Source organism: Paenarthrobacter sp. RAF54_2 (assembly GCF_052113945.1).
Lineage (GTDB): Bacteria > Actinomycetota > Actinomycetes > Actinomycetales > Micrococcaceae > Arthrobacter.
In genome coordinates this window covers 47,894-63,317 of the sequence record NZ_JBFRDV010000023.1, presented here as the reverse complement: position 1 = coordinate 63,317, position 15,424 = coordinate 47,894, and the positions used below count along the sequence as shown (strand labels likewise).

Here is a 15,424-nt window from a genome sequence, read left to right as displayed (position 1 = left end):
TCCTCCATGTTTCGCATCACCCGCACCAAACTCCTGGCACTCGCTGTACTGCCCGCCGTCGTACTTCCTGCGCTCGCCGGGTGCTCCGATCCTGGCGCTTCGGCAGCCAAACCCGGGAGCGAAGCCGCGAAGAACGGCGTCGTCTACAACACCTCGGTGGACCAGAACCGGATCCGTGGGGAAAAAGATACTGCCGCAGCCGCCGCCGTCCCCGAAGCCATCGCCAAGGATGGCAAGCTGACCGTTGCCACCACCGCGGGTTCCATCCCACTGTCCTTCCACGCGACCGACGACAAAACGCCGATCGGTGTGGAGGTGGACATCGCACAACTCGTGGCGGACAAGCTGGGCCTGGACTTGGACCTCCAAGTGACCTCGTGGGAGAACTGGCCGTTGAAGACCCAGTCCGGTGATTTTGAGGCCGTGTTCTCCAATGTGGGCATCAACGCCGCACGGGTGAAGCTGTTTGATTTCTCCACATATCGCGCTGCCTACATGGGCTTCGAGGCGAAGAAGAGCTCCACCTACGACATCAAAGGTTCGGACGATATCGCGGGGTTGAAAATCTCCGTCGGCTCCGGCACCAACCAGGAGAAGATCCTGCTGGCGTGGAACAAGGAGCTTGAGGCCAAGGGCAAAACCCTGGCGACGCTGCAGTACTACTCGTCCGACGCCGATACGATCCTGGCGTTGTCCTCCGGCCGCACGGACTTGAACCTGGCGCCCTACCCGTCGGTGACGTATCGCGAGAACACCCGTGACGACCTCAAGGTAGTGGGCAAGGTCAACGCCGGCTGGCCGTCGGAAACCCTCGTTGCCGCCACCACGCTGAAGGGCAACGGGCTGGCCCCCGCCATCACCGATGCCCTCAATTCCACCATCAAGGACGGCTCCTACGCCAAGGTCCTGGAACGCTGGGGCCTCTCCGAAGAAGCCCTGCCCGAGTCCAAGACCGTGACCGAAGCAAGTTTTGGGACCGCCAAGTGAAGTTCCAGGTCCTTGACATCATTCCCCACCTGAAGAATCCGGTGACGGGGGAGATCGTCTCTACAGCTGACCGCCTGAACCAGGTGGTGGAAACGGCCCGCCGCGCCGAGGAACTGGGCTTCGACAGCTTCTCTGTGGGGGAACGCCACGCCGGTGAGTTTGTTTCCTCATCCCCGACGACGGTCCTCGCCGCCGTTGCCGCCGTCACCCATCGAATCCGGCTGCAGACCGGCGTCGCGGTGTTGTCTGTCCTGGATCCTGTTCGGGTGGCCGAGGACTACGCCACCATCGATCAACTGAGCCGGGGCCGCTTGGAGTTGGTGATCGGCAAAGGCAACGAGGTGCTGCAGTACCCCCTCTTTGGCTTGTCTTTGGACGACCAGTGGGAGTTGCTCGCTGAGAAGTACGCCCTGCTCCGCACGCTGTGGCGCAAGGAGAGCGTCACATGGTCAGGCCGCTTCAGGTCACCTTTGATTGAACCAACCACGACGACGCCACGCCCCTTCGCGGGCTCGCCGCGGATTTGGCACGGCTCGGCTACAACCCTTACGTCTGCGGCGCTGGCGGCCAAGTGGGGCGATCCGTTGTTCACCGCGAACGCCATCCAGGCCCGGGAGAACTACAAGGTCCTGATCGACCACTACCGCGAGGAGTACCAGCGCCACGGTCACGATCCCCGGCATCAATATCTGGGCTCAGGCAGTGGGGCCGGCGGTGTGTTCATCGCCGACACCACGCAGGAAGCCATCCGACAGTACGGACCCGTGTATGAGGCGCTGACCGCCAGCCGCAACGTTCCGGGCAACAACTCACCCTTCCGGGACATCCAGCACGCTGTGGCCGAGGGGCCCGCCCTTGTGGGCAGCCCGGAGCAGGTGATCGACAAGATCCTCAGCTACCACTCGCTGTATCAGCATGACCTGCAGTCGATTTCCTTGCCCACCACGCTGCCCTTCGAGCAGCAGCTCGACATCCTGGAACGCTTCGCGCTGGAGGTCATCCCGGCCGTCCGCACCGCAGCCCCAACCACGTTGTGGGAATCCGGAGACCCGTTCGCCGGACGACCCCAGTTTGCCGGCGCCACCGAACCCGATGCCGCAGCAACAGTTACAGCAGACCACGCCTTCAACAGGAGCGACTACGCACATGTCCACGCACATTGAAACAGTTACCCACGCCTCAAGCGCCGCCGAGTCCTTTGCCGAGGAATGGCAGGAGTGGCACACCGCCCATGAGCGCCAACGGGCACATCCGCACGGCTTCCTCGCCGTGACCCACCTCCACTGGCTGGACAGCAACCCGACCCGGTTGGAAGGTGCGCCTGGTACCTGGAACGTGGAAGCCGACGTCGTACGCGTTGTTTTGGAGCCGGGCGAAAGCTTGCAGCAGGACGGCGTTGAACTGAACGGCCACTCTGGCAAGACGTTGGAGTTCGGACCCATCGAGGAGCGCGGGGGCATCAACCTGGCCTCCGGCGACACGGTGATCGAGGTGGCCAAACGCGGTGGCGAGTACGTCGTGCGGCCACGGAATCCGTCGAATGCCCTCTGGCGCGAGTACCAGGGCACGCCCGCTTTTGCACCGAATGCTGCGTTCGGCGTGGCCGGTACGTTCGTGCCGTTCGAGACTCCGCGCCCCACGACGGTGGGTGCTGCCATCGAAGGTATCCAGCATGTGTACGAGGCGCCGGGCCAGATCCGCTTCAAGCTTGCTGGCCAGGAACTGGCGCTGACGGCGTTCAACGGCCACGCGGCGGGATCGCTTTTGGTGCTGTTCACGGACCAGACCTCCGGCAAGACTACGTACGCGGCCAACCGCTCGCTCTCCGTGGTCCCCGCGGCTGATGGCTCCGTGCAGCTGGACTTCAACCGGGCGGTCAACCTTCCCTGCGCCTACACCGACCTGGCCACCTGCCCGCTGCCCCCCGCCGAAAACCGGCTGCCCGTGGCAATCGAAGCGGGCGAAAAGATTCCCTACGAACGTCAGGACCAGAAGTGAGTACCCTCGAAGAACACAAGGCCGGGTTCCTGGCCATTGAACTCGACGGCGCGGGGTATCAGAATCTTGCTACCGCCGTCCTGGCAGCTGAGTCCGCCGGTTTCCACGTGGCAACCTTCGCCGACGCGCCGATTCCGGAGCGGGTCAACGCCCTGCAGCGTGCAGCCTTTGCTGGGCCGTTGACGCGGAACATTGCACTGGTACCGGAAGTGGACACGGTATATACGGAGCCGTTCCACATTTCCACTCAGCTCGCCAGCTTGGACTACGTGTCCGGCGGGCGCGCCGGGTGGATCGTCACTGCAGCGGACTCGCCCGAGGCTGCGGCCGCCGTCGGGCGTTCTTTTGTTCAGGGTGAGGCGCTGGCACAGGAAGCGGCGGCCTCCGTCGAAGTTGGCCGCCGGCTGTGGGATTCGTGGGAGGACGACGCCGTGATCCGCGATGTGGCCACGGGTCGCTACCTTGACGTCGACAAGCTGCACTATGTGGACTTCGAAACTCCTGCCGATTTCGCCGGTCCTGCTTACTCCATCAAGGGTCCGTCCATCATTCCCCGGCCGTTGCAAGGTCAGCTGCCTGTGCTCGCCGCCGCCTCCTTGGTGGGCGAGGGCTTGGTTCCGCTAGATTCCGTGGATGCTGTGCTGGTTTCTGCTCCGACGCCCGAACTGCTCGTTGCCGAGGTTCGCGATGTGCGGGCCCGGCTTGGAGCTGCGGTTGCGGTTGTTGCAGAGCTCGACGTCGTTCTTGACTCGCGCGGGCAGCCTGCCGTTTCACGTTGCGCTTCCTCGGCGGAAAGCGGTTCGTCGGCGGAAGCGGGCCGGGCACGGTTTGTTGGTTCGTCGGCTGGTCTGGCTGACGTGCTCGATTCGCTCCTCAAGGAGGCCGACGGCGTCCGTCTCCACCCAGCCGTCTTGGACGTGGACTTGGAAGAATTGTCCCGCCTGGTGCTGCCCGAACTCCGCCAGCGTGGATCCTTGCGTGCGCCTCTGCAAGATGGAACGTTCCGCGATCTGCTGGGCCTGGAACGTCCGGCGAGCCGCTACGCGAATACGACCATTGCAGCCGTTGGCTCGGAAAACTAAAGGGGATCACCATGACACAGCACAACCGTGCTATTTTCCAGCCGACGGGTCAGATCCAGTTCGGCATTTTCTTCCAGGGCGTCAACTCCGGCACGATTTGGAAGGCGTCGGAATCGGGTTCGCAAACCGATTTCGAATCCTTCCGCCGCATCGTCCAGACCGCCGAGCGGGGGAAGTTCGCGGCATTCTTCCTCGGAGAGGGGTTGCGCCTGCGCGAACACCTCGGCCGCCCACATGCCTTGGACGTCGCTGGCCGGCCCGATGCGCAGACCATGCTCGCGGCCCTGGCAGCGGTCACCAGGAACATCGGACTCGTAGCAACGCAGAACACCACATACAACGATCCGGCGGACCTCGCACACCGTTTGTCCTCCCTGGACCTGATTTCCGGCGGAAGGGCTGCCTGGAACGTGGTCACCACGGACAACGCCTGGACCGGAGCCAATTTCCGTCGCGGGGGATACCTCGATCATGCCGACCGGTACAAGCATGCCGAAGCATTTGTTGAGACCGCCAAACGCATCTGGGACTCCTGGGAGACCTCTTCGGGGCCGGCACGCCCTGTGCTTCATGAGGGCCAGCACTACACGGTGGACGTCACCCCGCGGTTGCCCCGTAGCGCCCAGTACCGTCCCGTGCTCTTCCAGGCCGGCGACTCCCCGGATGGCCGTGATTTCGCAGCGCGCCAGGCTGACGTGATCTTCTCCGCCCACCCAAAGTTCGATGACGCCGTGGAGTTCCGCCGCGACATTGTGGCGCGCTCCGTCGCTGCCGGCCGCGGAGCCAACGCGGTGCAGATTATGCCGGCCAGCGAGTTCATCCTGGCCGCCACCGATCAGGAAGCCCAAGAGAAGAAGGCCTGGGTCCGCAGCCTCCAGATTGGTCCGCAGCAAGCCATCGCGTACCTGGAGCAGTTCTGGGGCCGCGAACTCACTGAGTACGATCCCGATGGTCCGCTTCCGGAGATTGATCCGGCAGTCGAGGAGACATCGGAGACGCGCGGCAGCGGCTTCCATGGAGCGAAAGCGCGCCAGCTCGCGGACCAGTGGCGGGCTGAGGCCAAGGACAAGGGGCTCTCAATCCGCCAGTTCGTCACCTCCCGCACAGCGCGGGTGGACGCGACCTTTACCGGTTCCTATACCGCCATTGCCGACCACCTCTCCGAGTACGCCCGCGTTGGCGCAGTGGACGGGTTCAACATCTCGCCGTGGCTTATCCCTACTGGCCTGGACGACATCGTGAACCACTTGGTACCCGAACTTCAGGAACGCGGGGTCTACCCTACGGACTACCGCGGAACCACGCTGCGCGAAAACCTGGGGCTTGAGACACCCGTGCGTACCACTGAGTCGGTGCCGGCCTGATGTTGGCGGCATTTGTTGCTGGATCATTCCTTCGGCATCTCGGACGGCGCCCGGATCCACGCGGGTTCCACCGAGTGGATGGTGGAATGATCCAGCAAAATCGAGCAGCAGTGGTTGACGAGTCGAGGGCAACCATCTGCTTGCAGTTGGCGGTGTGGGGGCAAACGCTCTAAACGCAGGAAACTAGAGGAGTTCCTTGAAGACATCCCAACCGCGGCCTACGGGACCATAGGGTCCCCAGAGGACAGTGGTGGACGCTCCGGCAGAATAGGTGACCAGATCTCCATTCCCGTTGATGGCAGCGAGGTCGTTGTACTTGGAGTGCGAAAAACTGCCTAGTCCGGCTATCTCGGAGAAGACATCCCAACCGCCGCTGATGAGGGACGATGGCTGCCAGCCGCCAGCATCATCAGCCGGGTACAGGAAGAGGTGTCCGTTGCCGTCCCTTGCATAGACTTCCACAGGGCCATCGCCGTTCATGTCGCCAGCAGTGATGATCTTGTTCATCATCTGCCAGCCTTGGCCCACCTTCGTGGGGGCGAGCCACCCTCCGTTGCCATCGCCCGGGTAAAGGAAGAGATCTCCAGCCGGATTTCGGGCAAGGACATCGTTGGTTCCGTCGCCATTGAAATCACCCGGTCCGACGATCGCGTTGAAAACGTTCCAACCCTGGCCCACCTGTTGGCGCTCAAGCCACCCACCCTCGCCATCACCCGGATAGAGGAAGAGGTTGCCTGCCGCATCCCTGCCGAGGAGGTCATTGAAGCCGTCACCATCGAAGTCGCCGGGTGAGAAAACGATGTTGAACACGTTCCAGCCTTGGCCAACCTGCACGGGCTCATCCCACGCACCCCAGTAGGTAGGGCACGCGCCCTCGCAACTTCCCTTGTAGTAGGTGTAAGTCCGCGGATACAGGATGAGGCGGCCATCATGGGTTCGTGCGAGTGGCTCGAAGTTGCCGCGGCCGGTCCAGCCCATGGCCCGGCTGGAGGCTTTGATGGGCAGTGTTTCCGGGCTTACCTGGGAACCCGTCGGACAACCCGACTGGCCCGGGGTAAGCGGGTAGACCTTCATCGAAATACGGTGACCCTGGTCTTCTGGAAGGACTCGCAGGGTTTCACCCTGCCGCTCAGCAGGAAGCGGCACGCCATCCCTCAACCACTCCAGGGTGATGCCCTCACCCGTGCCGTCTGGATTCCTGCAAGCGGAGTAGTCGTAGTTGTACTGGCGGCGCAGTTCCGCGCCGACATACGGTACGCCGTCGATGAAGGGTGTCGGCTGGGACACCGCGAAGGCGGGCGGTGCTCCGGCGGCCAGGAGCCCTGCTGCCAACGCCATGGCAATCGCCATCGCTGAGCCCGTTGTGAATCGTTTGGTGCGCGCTTGAACGTTCCCCATGATGTTCCCCCCGGAAGCTGGCATCGATGTGTTGACGTTACCGCACTTGGGGTGCGCTGGTCAGGGGTTGCCGGGTCGGAAGTCTGCTGATTAGGGGATGCCCGCCGCCAGCATGAAGACGTCGATCTGGTCCTCGGATTCCAGAACAAAACCATGCCGCTCATACAGGTGGCGCGCCGCGCTTCCCTGCAGCACGTTCAAACGGAAGGGCCTCTCATCCACGGAGGCCGCCATGACGTGCCGAAGTACAGCGCCGCCCAGCCCTTTGCCCTGATGGGCCGGGGCCACGTAGAAGTGTTCAATCCACCGGGCGTCCGGCTCCTGGCGAACTGCGATCACCCCGGCATCCACGCCTGCAGTATGGATCACATAGGTGTGCTCCGGCTGGAACGCTTTCAGGAAGCGCTCCCGAACCCGCACCGGATCCCAGCGACCCAGCCGTTCGAGGTCGGGACGCATCACCACGGCACGAAGCTCGGCGATCCAGATGGCATCGGAACTGTAAGAGGGGCGCAAGGTGAACTCTGGAGGCACGCTTCCCAGCCTAGATGTTTCAGCGCTGTTCCTGACACCTCCTCTTCCGGACCCCTCCTATTCCCGAACAGCGTCTTCGCTGGCCTCGTCCCTGATCCGCTGGGTCGCCACCCAACTGGCGAGCACTTTCAATGCGTCCTCCGAAGGTGTGCCGGGATCTGCGGTGTAAACGTTGATCCGCAGCCCTGGGTCTGCAGACAGCTCGAGGGCTTCGAAGCTCAGGTCAAGGTCACCGACGATGGGGTGGTGGAGGCGTTTACGGCCCGTGCGGTGGTACTTCACATCGTGCCTGGCCCACCTGACCCGGAATTCCTCGCTGCGTGTGGAGAGCTCCCCAATCAGATCAGTGAGGTCCTTGTCGTAGGGGTTCTTCCCGGCGGTAGACCTCAGCACAGCAACAATATCGTCGGCGCTGCGCTCCCAATCTGCGAAGAATTGGCGTGCCTTGGGGTTGAGGAAGGTGAATCGTGCGCTGTTTGGCGGGGTTGTTTCTTCGTCCATCAGGTCCATGTAGAGGGCAGCGCCAAGGTCGTTGGCAGCGAGGACATCGCCGCGATCGTTCCGAACCCACGCCGGTGCCGTGGTGATGGCATCAATGACCCGTTGCACGCTTGGCCGGACCGTCTTCGGACTGCGCTTCCGCCTCACCCGCGGCGCCACCGTGGCCGCGCGTGCCAAATCGAAAAGGTGCGCTGTCTCGGCGTCGTCAAGCTGCAGGGCGCGGGCGAGTGCCTCAAGGACACTGTCCGAAGCTCCGGAAAGGTTTCCGCGCTCGAGCCGTATGTAGTAATCGATGCTCATCCCGGCCAGCATCGCTACTTCCTCGCGGCGCAGCCCTGCCACGCGGCGGTTGCCCCCGTAGGCTGGCAACCCGGCGGCGTCGGGCTTGATCCTTGCACGCCGGGAGGTCAGGAACTTCCGTACGTCCTCGCTATGAGTCATGAACGCAACGCTACGCCGTCAGCAAGGGAGCGAGGGAGGGCCTGGGATTACTTGGGACGCCCAAGGGGGTAATGACGGGCACTCCCACAGCGTGCCAGGGCTGAATAGCGTGGACACCATGACTATTGAACTAACCCTCAACAATGGCGTCACGATGCCGGCACTCGGCTTGGGCGTCTTCCAGAGCGCACCCGAGGAAACCACCGCCGCCGTCGCGGCAGCCCTTGCCACCGGCTATCGGCACATTGACACCGCCGCAGCCTATGGAAACGAGCGGGAGGTGGGCCAAGGCATCCGTGCATCGGGCCTGCAGCGGGAGGAGGTCTTCATCGAGACAAAAGTCTGGGTCAGCGACTTTGGCTATGAGCAGACGCTGCACGCCTGGGACAAGGCAGCGGGCAAGCTCAACGTCGAATATATTGACCTGTTCATCCTGCACCAGCCCGCCCCGGACCGGTTCGAGAAGACCATCGAAGCGTACAAGGCGCTTGAGCGACTCCTCGAGGACGGGCGCGTGCGCTCGATCGGTGTCAGCAACTTCATGCCGCACCACCTCAAGGACCTGCTCGCCTCCACCGACATCGTGCCTGCGGTAAACCAGATCGAGCTTCACCCCTACTTCACGCAGCCCGATGCCCAGGACGCGGATGCAGCAAACGGTATCCTCACCCAGGCCTGGTCACCCATTGGCGGAATCACTTTCTACCCGGGCTGGGGCGGAGACCGACGGAACGTGATGGAAGATCCTGCCATCGCAGTCATCGCGCGGACCCACGCCAAAACACCGGCCCAGGTCATGATCCGCTGGCACTTGCAGCAAGGCCGCTCAGCCATTCCCAAGTCGACCAACCCACAGCGCATCGCGGAGAACTTCGGTGTCTTTGACTTCGAACTCAGCACAGAAGAACTCGCGGCAATCGACGCGTTGGATCTGGGCGTGCGCAATGGACCCGATCCAGATGTCTCGCGCCCAGAGCGCTTCGCCCTGGTGATCCCCGAGGCCTGAGCGCCGAACCCCCGTAAACCCGGAACGCAGAAACTTCCAGCCCCAGCACCACCGTCCGAACCATAGGATGAAACGGACGAAAGGTGCAGCACACGATGGTCACACGCGAAGAGGTAGAAGCAGCGTACTCACGGACGGCAGGCTGGGTACGGCATACACCGGTCGCTGAGAGCGGCAACCAAGAGCCGTATCACCTGTGGTTCAAGTGCGAGTTCATGCAGCACACTGGCACGTTCAAGGCGCGCGGTGCCTTCAACCGGTTGCTCACGGCCCGGGAGAATGGCGAACTGAACCCGGAGATTGGCATTGTGGTGGCCTCCGGGGGCAACGCGGGCCTGGCCAACGCCTATGCAGCGTCCAAGCTCGGCGTCCCCGCTACGGTGTTCGTCCCCGAGGCAGCGCCCGCCACTAAGGTCCATAAGTTGTTCGCCAGCGGAGCACGGGTGGTCCAGGGAGGCTCTGAGTACGCCGAGGCCTACGCCGCCGCCGTGAAGTTCGCCGAGGAAACGGGTGCGGTCTATTGCCACGCCTACGACCAACCCGAGATTGTGGCCGGCGCAGGGGGCGTTGGCTTGGAACTGCTGGACGAACTGCCCGACGTCGATACCATCCTCGTTGCTGTTGGCGGCGGCGGGTTGATGGGAGGCATTGCGGCAGCGGTTGAAGGCCGGGCCCATGTAGTGGGCGTTGAGCCTGAAACGGTTCCCACGCTGCACACGGCCTTGGCCAAGGGAGAGCCCGTGGATGTGGCCGTTTCCGGTATCGCCGCGGATTCCCTGGGCGCCCGGCGGATCGGCGAGATTGGATTTGGTGTTGCCCGACGGACGGGCGTGCAGAGCGTACTGGTCAGCGACGAAGACATCGTCCAGGCCCGCCGCAAGCTGTGGGAGGAGTACCGGATGGTGGTGGAACATGGTGCGGCCGCAGCATATGCCGCCCTGCTTTCCGGCGCGTACGTGCCCAAGGATGGTGAGACGGTCGCGGTCATTCTCTGCGGCGCCAACACCGATCCAGCACACTTCTAGCAGGGTCCAGCGCAAGAATCCCCGCCGGTTGGTGTCCGGCGGGGATTCGACGTCGGCAGGTGTGCCCTGCCACAGCGGTTCCTACTTCTTGGGCAGGCCTGCCGGGTTCAATTCGGACGTCGGGATGGCCTCGGAGGACAGGCCCCAACGGTCCAGGATCTTGCCGTAGCTGCCGTCCTTAATAAGGTGGTTGATGGCAACCTGCGCTGCCGCAGCAAGCCCGTTGTCCTTCTTGGTGGTGAAGGCGATCTCAGCCTTCAGCGGCCAGCCGCCGTTGAGCGTGCCCACTTCCTTGGTCTTACCGTCCTTGGCCGCTTTGTAGGCTGCGGAGGCGTTGGGCCCGAACGTCAGGTCCGCGCGTCCGGACTGGAGGGCGAGCTGGGAGGCGGAGTCGTCGTCGTAATACTGGAACTCAACCGGCTTCAGGCCGTTCTTTTTGTTCTCTTCGTCCCACCGCACCAGGATGGCTTCCTGGTTGGTGCCGGAGCCGACGATCACGCGTTTGCCGGCGACGTCCTTGGCCTCCTTGACCTCTGAAATATCCGAATCGGTCTTGGCATAGAAGCCCAGGAGGTCATTGCGGTAGGTCGCGAAATCGAACTTTTCCTTGCGTGCTTCGGTGACCGTGACGTTGGAGAGGACGGCCTCATACTTGCCGGACTCGACGCCGAGGGGCCAATCGGCCCACGCTACCGGCAATACTTCAACCTGCAGGCCAAGGCTCTCGCCGATGGCGTACGCGAGGTCAACCTCGCTGCCGATCAGGGTCTTGTTGTCCGTGGCGAACAGGCTCAGCGGCGGCGTCCCGCCGGTTGAGACCACCGTCAGTTTGCCATCTGCCTTGATGGCTTCCGGAACCAGGGCTGCGGCCGCGGAGTCGACGGTCACCTTGATGCGGTCCTGTTCGGGCGACAGGTTGAACTCTTTGGCCACGCTGGTAGATGCCGTTGAAGAGCCCGATAACGGTGCTGTCGCCGCCGTCGCGCCCGGATCCGAGCAGGCTGCGAGCCCGAGTAGAGCCGTAGCGGCCAGCGCCGCGGTCAGGCCGGTCTTGGCTGCAAAACGTGCCATGGTTTCCCCTTATTTTTCCCGGATTGGGACGTCGTATGCGTGCTTGTTGCTGCAACTATCCGGCAGGGCAGGAACACGGTCAAAGCACTCTGAAACGCTGGGATACAGGGGGTAATTGCGGTTAATCGGGAGTCGAACGAGGTCACAAACTTCCTAGGGAACCGGCCGCGACGCAACTCACAGAAATAAGCCGGGGGCCGCCGTCGTTGTCGCTAGAGTGCCCGCCAACCAACAGTGCGGGTGCCGCGAAACGTACCGAAAGGCATTCCCCGTGACTGTTCCTCTTTCCATCCTGGACCTGGCAACCATCGGAAAGGGCCAGACCGTGGCGGAAAGCCTCGCCGGCAGCGTGGCCATGGCGCAGAAGGCCGAAGAGCTGGGCTATCGCAGGGTCTGGTACGCCGAGCACCACAACATGTCCGCCATCGCCTCCTCGGCCACGAGTGTCCTGATCGCCCACGTCGCAGCCCACACGAACACCATCCGGCTGGGTGCAGGTGGCGTCATGCTTCCCAACCACTCGCCACTGACCATTGCCGAGCAGTTCGGCACCTTGGAGACGCTGCACCCGGGACGCATTGACCTGGGACTTGGCCGTGCGCCGGGCAGTGACCAGAACACCATGCGTGCGCTTCGCCGTGACCATACGTCCTCGGATGCTTTCCCGCAGGATGTCCTGGAACTGCAGGGCTACCTCACCGGACCTACCCGCATCCAGGGCGTCGAGGCGACTCCGGGAAAGGGCACCAACGTGCCGCTGTACATCCTGGGTTCCTCGCTGTTTGGAGCACAGCTGGCTGCACAGCTTGGGCTGCCCTACGCCTTCGCTTCGCACTTCGCGCCCGCCGCCTTGCAGGATGCCGTGGCCATCTACCGCCGGGACTTCCAGCCCTCGGAACAGCTGTCCGAGCCGCACGTCATTGCAGGCGTCAACGTCACGGCGGCTGACAGCAATGCCGAAGCGCAGGCGATCCATCTCGCCGTGAAGCGTGCCCGTGTGTCGCTGTTCTTTGGCGGCGGCCGACAGTTCACGGATGACGAAGCGGACATGGTCCTGGATTCCCCTCAAGGCCAGCACATCTCCCAAATGATGAAGTTCTCTGCCGTCGGTACGCCGGACGTTGTGCGCGACTACCTTGACGAATTCGCCAAGCACGCTGATGCGGACGAACTCATCGTTGCCCACCAGAGCATTGGCACCGAGGAACGCCTGCGCTCGGTGGAGTTGGTTGCCGAGGTTGCGGGGCTTGTAACGGCGTAGGCGCTGGCATCGAAAATAAATTCGAAAGCTTTACGCATTTGCAATGATTCAGGCATGACGCCGAAACCCCACAGGCGGAGACTATAGCTATCCGCAGTGGAAGGATCCGCTATGCCCACGCCCTTAAATCAATCAGCCGCAGACTCCGCGCTGCTGATGAACTCGCTGCCGCTTGGCCTGCTCCGGACCTTGCTCCGGACGGACGCGCAGCAGGGCATCACTCCGCAGTTGATGGCGGAGCTGAGGGCCATTGCCCGCGTTCCGGGCCTGCTGGTGGCGTGCAACTACGGCGGCACGCTCTGTGCAGCTGAAGGTGTCTCCACCGAGACGCTGCCGCTGGATAGTGCGGCTGTGGCTCTCCGCGCGCTCGCAGCCCTCCCCAACACGCATACGGCCATCATTTCCGGCCGGTCCTTGCGCGACCTTGCTGCAGTGTCCAGATTGCCGGCTGAGGTCCATTTGGTGGGCTCGCACGGCGTTGAGTTCGACATGGGCTATGCCTACAACCTGTCACTTGCCACGGAAACCCTGCTCCAGCAGGTAGCGACGGCATTGACTGAGGCGGTCGCCTTCGAGAAAGGCATCAGCATTGTCCGCAAACCGGTGGGCGTTGCTGTCCACACCCGGCCTGCGACGCCGGAAGTGGTGGAGCGCGTCATTTTCCGTTCCCAGCAGATCGCCATTGAGTATGGGCTCTACTTCATCATCGACGGCTCCGTGCTGGACCTCACCGTTGAGGAACCAGCGAAGGGCCAGGCCCTGGAGCAGCTTCGCTCCCGCCTGGGTGTGAGCGCTGCGCTCTACGCGGGCGACGCCGCAAGCGACGAAATGGCGCTCGCCACCTTGCGGGGCCCCGACCTTGGCCTTCACGTCGGCGCCGGAAGTACGACGGCGGCACACACCATTCCGGATCCGGAAGCCTTTGCCCGTGTGCTGGCTTTGTTGTTCGAACTGCGGCGGGCATGGCTTTTCGGCGAGGACGCCGTGGGGCTGGAGCGGCATTCGATGATCGGAAACGGCACGTCGACGGCGTTGCTCACCCCTGACGCCAAGGTTTGCTGGATGACCCACCCCTTGCCGGATTCGGGGTCCCTGTTTGCCCATATCCTGGGCGGTGACCCGGCGGGCCACTTCAGCATTGAGCCCGTCAAGCGTTCCCAAGTATTGGCTCAGCGCTATGTGGACAACACCATGATCGTGGAAACCCGCTGGGCAGACGTGACAGTGACGGACTATCTTGAGCCCGCCCCGGAAGGCATCACCAGCCTGGTCCGCGTTCTGTCCGGGACGGGCACCGCGCGGGTGGTGTTCGCGCCGCGGCCGGACTATGCCACTGCGCCGTTCAGCATGGAGATCCGTGGCGAGGAAGTCCACATCATGGGCACCTCGGATCCCATCATCCTTTCGGCGCCCGGGGTTGCCTTCCAGATCACCAGTGATAGCAGGTACGCCACCGCCACCGCCGAGGTGCCCCTGCAATACGGTCCCGTTGTGCTGAACCTCCGCTGCGGTGACACGGAGCCGCCGCCCGCGGACCCGACTGGCGAGCCGACCCGTCGTGCCGCCGTCGGGCAGTCCGCCCGGGAGTGGGTCAGGACGCTGCAGCTGCCCACCATCAAGACCTCGCTGGTTCGGCGCTCGGCACTGGTTCTGAGGTCGCTGGTGCACGAGCCAACAGGTGCTGTCCTGGCGGCGCCAACCACGTCGCTGCCCGAGGGAATCGGCGGGACGCGCAACTGGGACTACCGGTATTGCTGGCTGCGCGACGGCTCCATGACCGTTAATTCCTTGGTGAGTTTGGGCTCCACGCACGAGGCCGACGGGTTCCTTCGCTGGCTTGGCCGCATCCTGGAAACTGCGCCCGGGCCGGAATGGCTCCACCCGTTGTACTCGGTGACCGGTGCGCCACTGTCCACGGAAGCGATCGTCGAGAGCCTCCCAGGTTATGCCGGTTCGCGTCCCGTGAGGATCGGGAACGCGGCCGACCACCAGGTGCAGTTGGACGTCTTTGGCCCGATTGCCGAGCTGATTCACGATCTTGGCGAGCGGCGCGGGTACCTGCCGGATGAGCACTGGTTCCTGATGGAGCAGATGGCCCACGCCGTCATTGCCCGCTGGCACGAGCCAGACCACGGAATCTGGGAAGCGCGCCGCCCGCCACGCCACCACGTGTACACCAAGGTCATGTGTTGGGTGACGCTGGACCGGGCCTTGCGAACCGCTGCCTTGCATGGTCGTGTTGCACACGAGGACTGGTCGCCGATAGCCGCTAAGATCCGCGAGGAAGTCCTCCGCGAGGGCTGGGATTCATCTGCGGCCTCGTACACCGTGGCCTACGACAGCCCCGACCTGGACGCCGCCGTGCTGCATATCGGCTTGTCCGGCCTGCTGGATGTCCAGGACCAGCGGTTCCTGGATACCGTAACGGCCGTTGAGCGCGAGTTGCGTGTGGGTCCCACCGTTTTCAGGTACAGGTACGACGACGGCCTGCCGGGTTTGGAGGGCGGCTTCCACATCTGCACTACCTGGCTGATTGAGGCGTACCTTGCTGTTGGACGCTTGGATGATGCGCTGGAGCTGTTCAACCAGTTGGTGGCTTTGTTCGGTCCTACAGGTCTGCTGCCGGAGGAGTACGATCCCGCCTCGGAAACGCATCTGGGTAACCATCCACAGGCGTACTCGCATCTGGGCTTCATCCGGTGTGCACAGCTCCTGGACCATTACCTGGCCAGCGCAGACGTGGAGTAACCCCAAGT

13 protein-coding genes are annotated in these 15,424 nt (G+C 63.4%); 9 read left to right on the top strand and 4 right to left on the bottom strand.

Translation table 11 applies throughout. From position 1 onward, the window contains the following. Positions 1-6: 6 nt before the first annotated feature. The 5 genes from AB4Y87_RS20485 to AB4Y87_RS20465 are packed head-to-tail and all read left to right on the top strand — an operon-like array spanning position 7 to position 5,431. The gene (locus AB4Y87_RS20485; RefSeq protein ID WP_442006118.1) at positions 7-987 is read left to right on the top strand and encodes an ABC transporter substrate-binding protein; all 981 of its coding nucleotides are present in this window, start codon (positions 7-9) and stop codon (positions 985-987) included. Further along, complete coding sequence (locus AB4Y87_RS20480) at positions 984-2,150, top strand: LLM class flavin-dependent oxidoreductase (RefSeq protein ID WP_442006117.1); 1,167 nt, start codon at positions 984-986, stop codon at positions 2,148-2,150. Before AB4Y87_RS20485 ends, AB4Y87_RS20480 begins: the two co-directional genes overlap by 4 nt. Then, positions 2,134-2,985, top strand: a complete 852-nt coding sequence (locus tag AB4Y87_RS20475) for a DUF1684 domain-containing protein (protein WP_442006116.1) — start codon at positions 2,134-2,136, stop codon at positions 2,983-2,985. Before AB4Y87_RS20480 ends, AB4Y87_RS20475 begins: the two co-directional genes overlap by 17 nt. Next, a complete protein-coding gene (locus tag AB4Y87_RS20470) occupies positions 2,982-4,067 on the top strand; it encodes an LLM class flavin-dependent oxidoreductase (RefSeq protein ID WP_442006115.1) in 1,086 nt (361 codons plus the stop codon). Before AB4Y87_RS20475 ends, AB4Y87_RS20470 begins: the two co-directional genes overlap by 4 nt. Before the next feature lie 11 nt (positions 4,068-4,078). Continuing rightward, positions 4,079-5,431 (top strand): NtaA/DmoA family FMN-dependent monooxygenase, encoded by a 1,353-nt coding sequence (locus tag AB4Y87_RS20465; protein ID WP_442006114.1) that lies wholly within the window; start codon positions 4,079-4,081, stop codon positions 5,429-5,431. 183 nt (positions 5,432-5,614) lie between these two features. Here AB4Y87_RS20465 and AB4Y87_RS20460 read toward each other — a convergent pair whose 3' ends face one another. From AB4Y87_RS20460 to AB4Y87_RS20450, 3 genes are all read right to left on the bottom strand, one after another. Then, positions 5,615-6,829, bottom strand: a complete 1,215-nt coding sequence (locus AB4Y87_RS20460; protein ID WP_442006113.1) for an FG-GAP-like repeat-containing protein — start codon at positions 6,827-6,829, stop codon at positions 5,615-5,617. A 90-nt stretch (positions 6,830-6,919) separates the two neighbouring features. Further along, positions 6,920-7,363 (bottom strand): GNAT family N-acetyltransferase, encoded by a 444-nt coding sequence (locus AB4Y87_RS20455; protein WP_442006112.1) that lies wholly within the window; start codon positions 7,361-7,363, stop codon positions 6,920-6,922. Between the two features lie 57 nt (positions 7,364-7,420). Continuing rightward, on the bottom strand, positions 7,421-8,305 hold the full coding sequence (locus tag AB4Y87_RS20450) for a helix-turn-helix transcriptional regulator (protein ID WP_442006111.1): 885 nt from the start codon (positions 8,303-8,305) through the stop codon (positions 7,421-7,423). Positions 8,306-8,423: 118 nt separating this feature from the next. Between AB4Y87_RS20450 and AB4Y87_RS20445 the strand changes: the two genes are divergently transcribed. Further along, entirely contained in the window at positions 8,424-9,311 is an 888-nt protein-coding gene (locus AB4Y87_RS20445) for an aldo/keto reductase (RefSeq protein ID WP_442006110.1), read from the top strand. 95 nt (positions 9,312-9,406) lie between these two features. Continuing rightward, entirely contained in the window at positions 9,407-10,336 is a 930-nt protein-coding gene (locus tag AB4Y87_RS20440; protein ID WP_442006109.1) for a threonine/serine dehydratase, read from the top strand. Between the two features lie 81 nt (positions 10,337-10,417). Here the strand turns inward: AB4Y87_RS20440 and AB4Y87_RS20435 are convergent, their stop codons facing one another. After that, positions 10,418-11,407, bottom strand: coding sequence for an ABC transporter substrate-binding protein (locus AB4Y87_RS20435; protein WP_442006108.1), 990 nt, complete (start codon positions 11,405-11,407; stop codon positions 10,418-10,420). Between the two features lie 271 nt (positions 11,408-11,678). Between AB4Y87_RS20435 and AB4Y87_RS20430 the strand changes: the two genes are divergently transcribed. Together AB4Y87_RS20430 and AB4Y87_RS20425 are read left to right on the top strand one after the other, a co-directional pair. After that, entirely contained in the window at positions 11,679-12,668 is a 990-nt protein-coding gene (locus tag AB4Y87_RS20430) for an LLM class flavin-dependent oxidoreductase (RefSeq protein ID WP_442006107.1), read from the top strand. Positions 12,669-12,779: 111 nt separating this feature from the next. Further along, positions 12,780-15,416, top strand: coding sequence for a trehalase-like domain-containing protein (locus AB4Y87_RS20425; protein WP_442006106.1), 2,637 nt, complete (start codon positions 12,780-12,782; stop codon positions 15,414-15,416). Positions 15,417-15,424 lie beyond the last annotated feature (8 nt).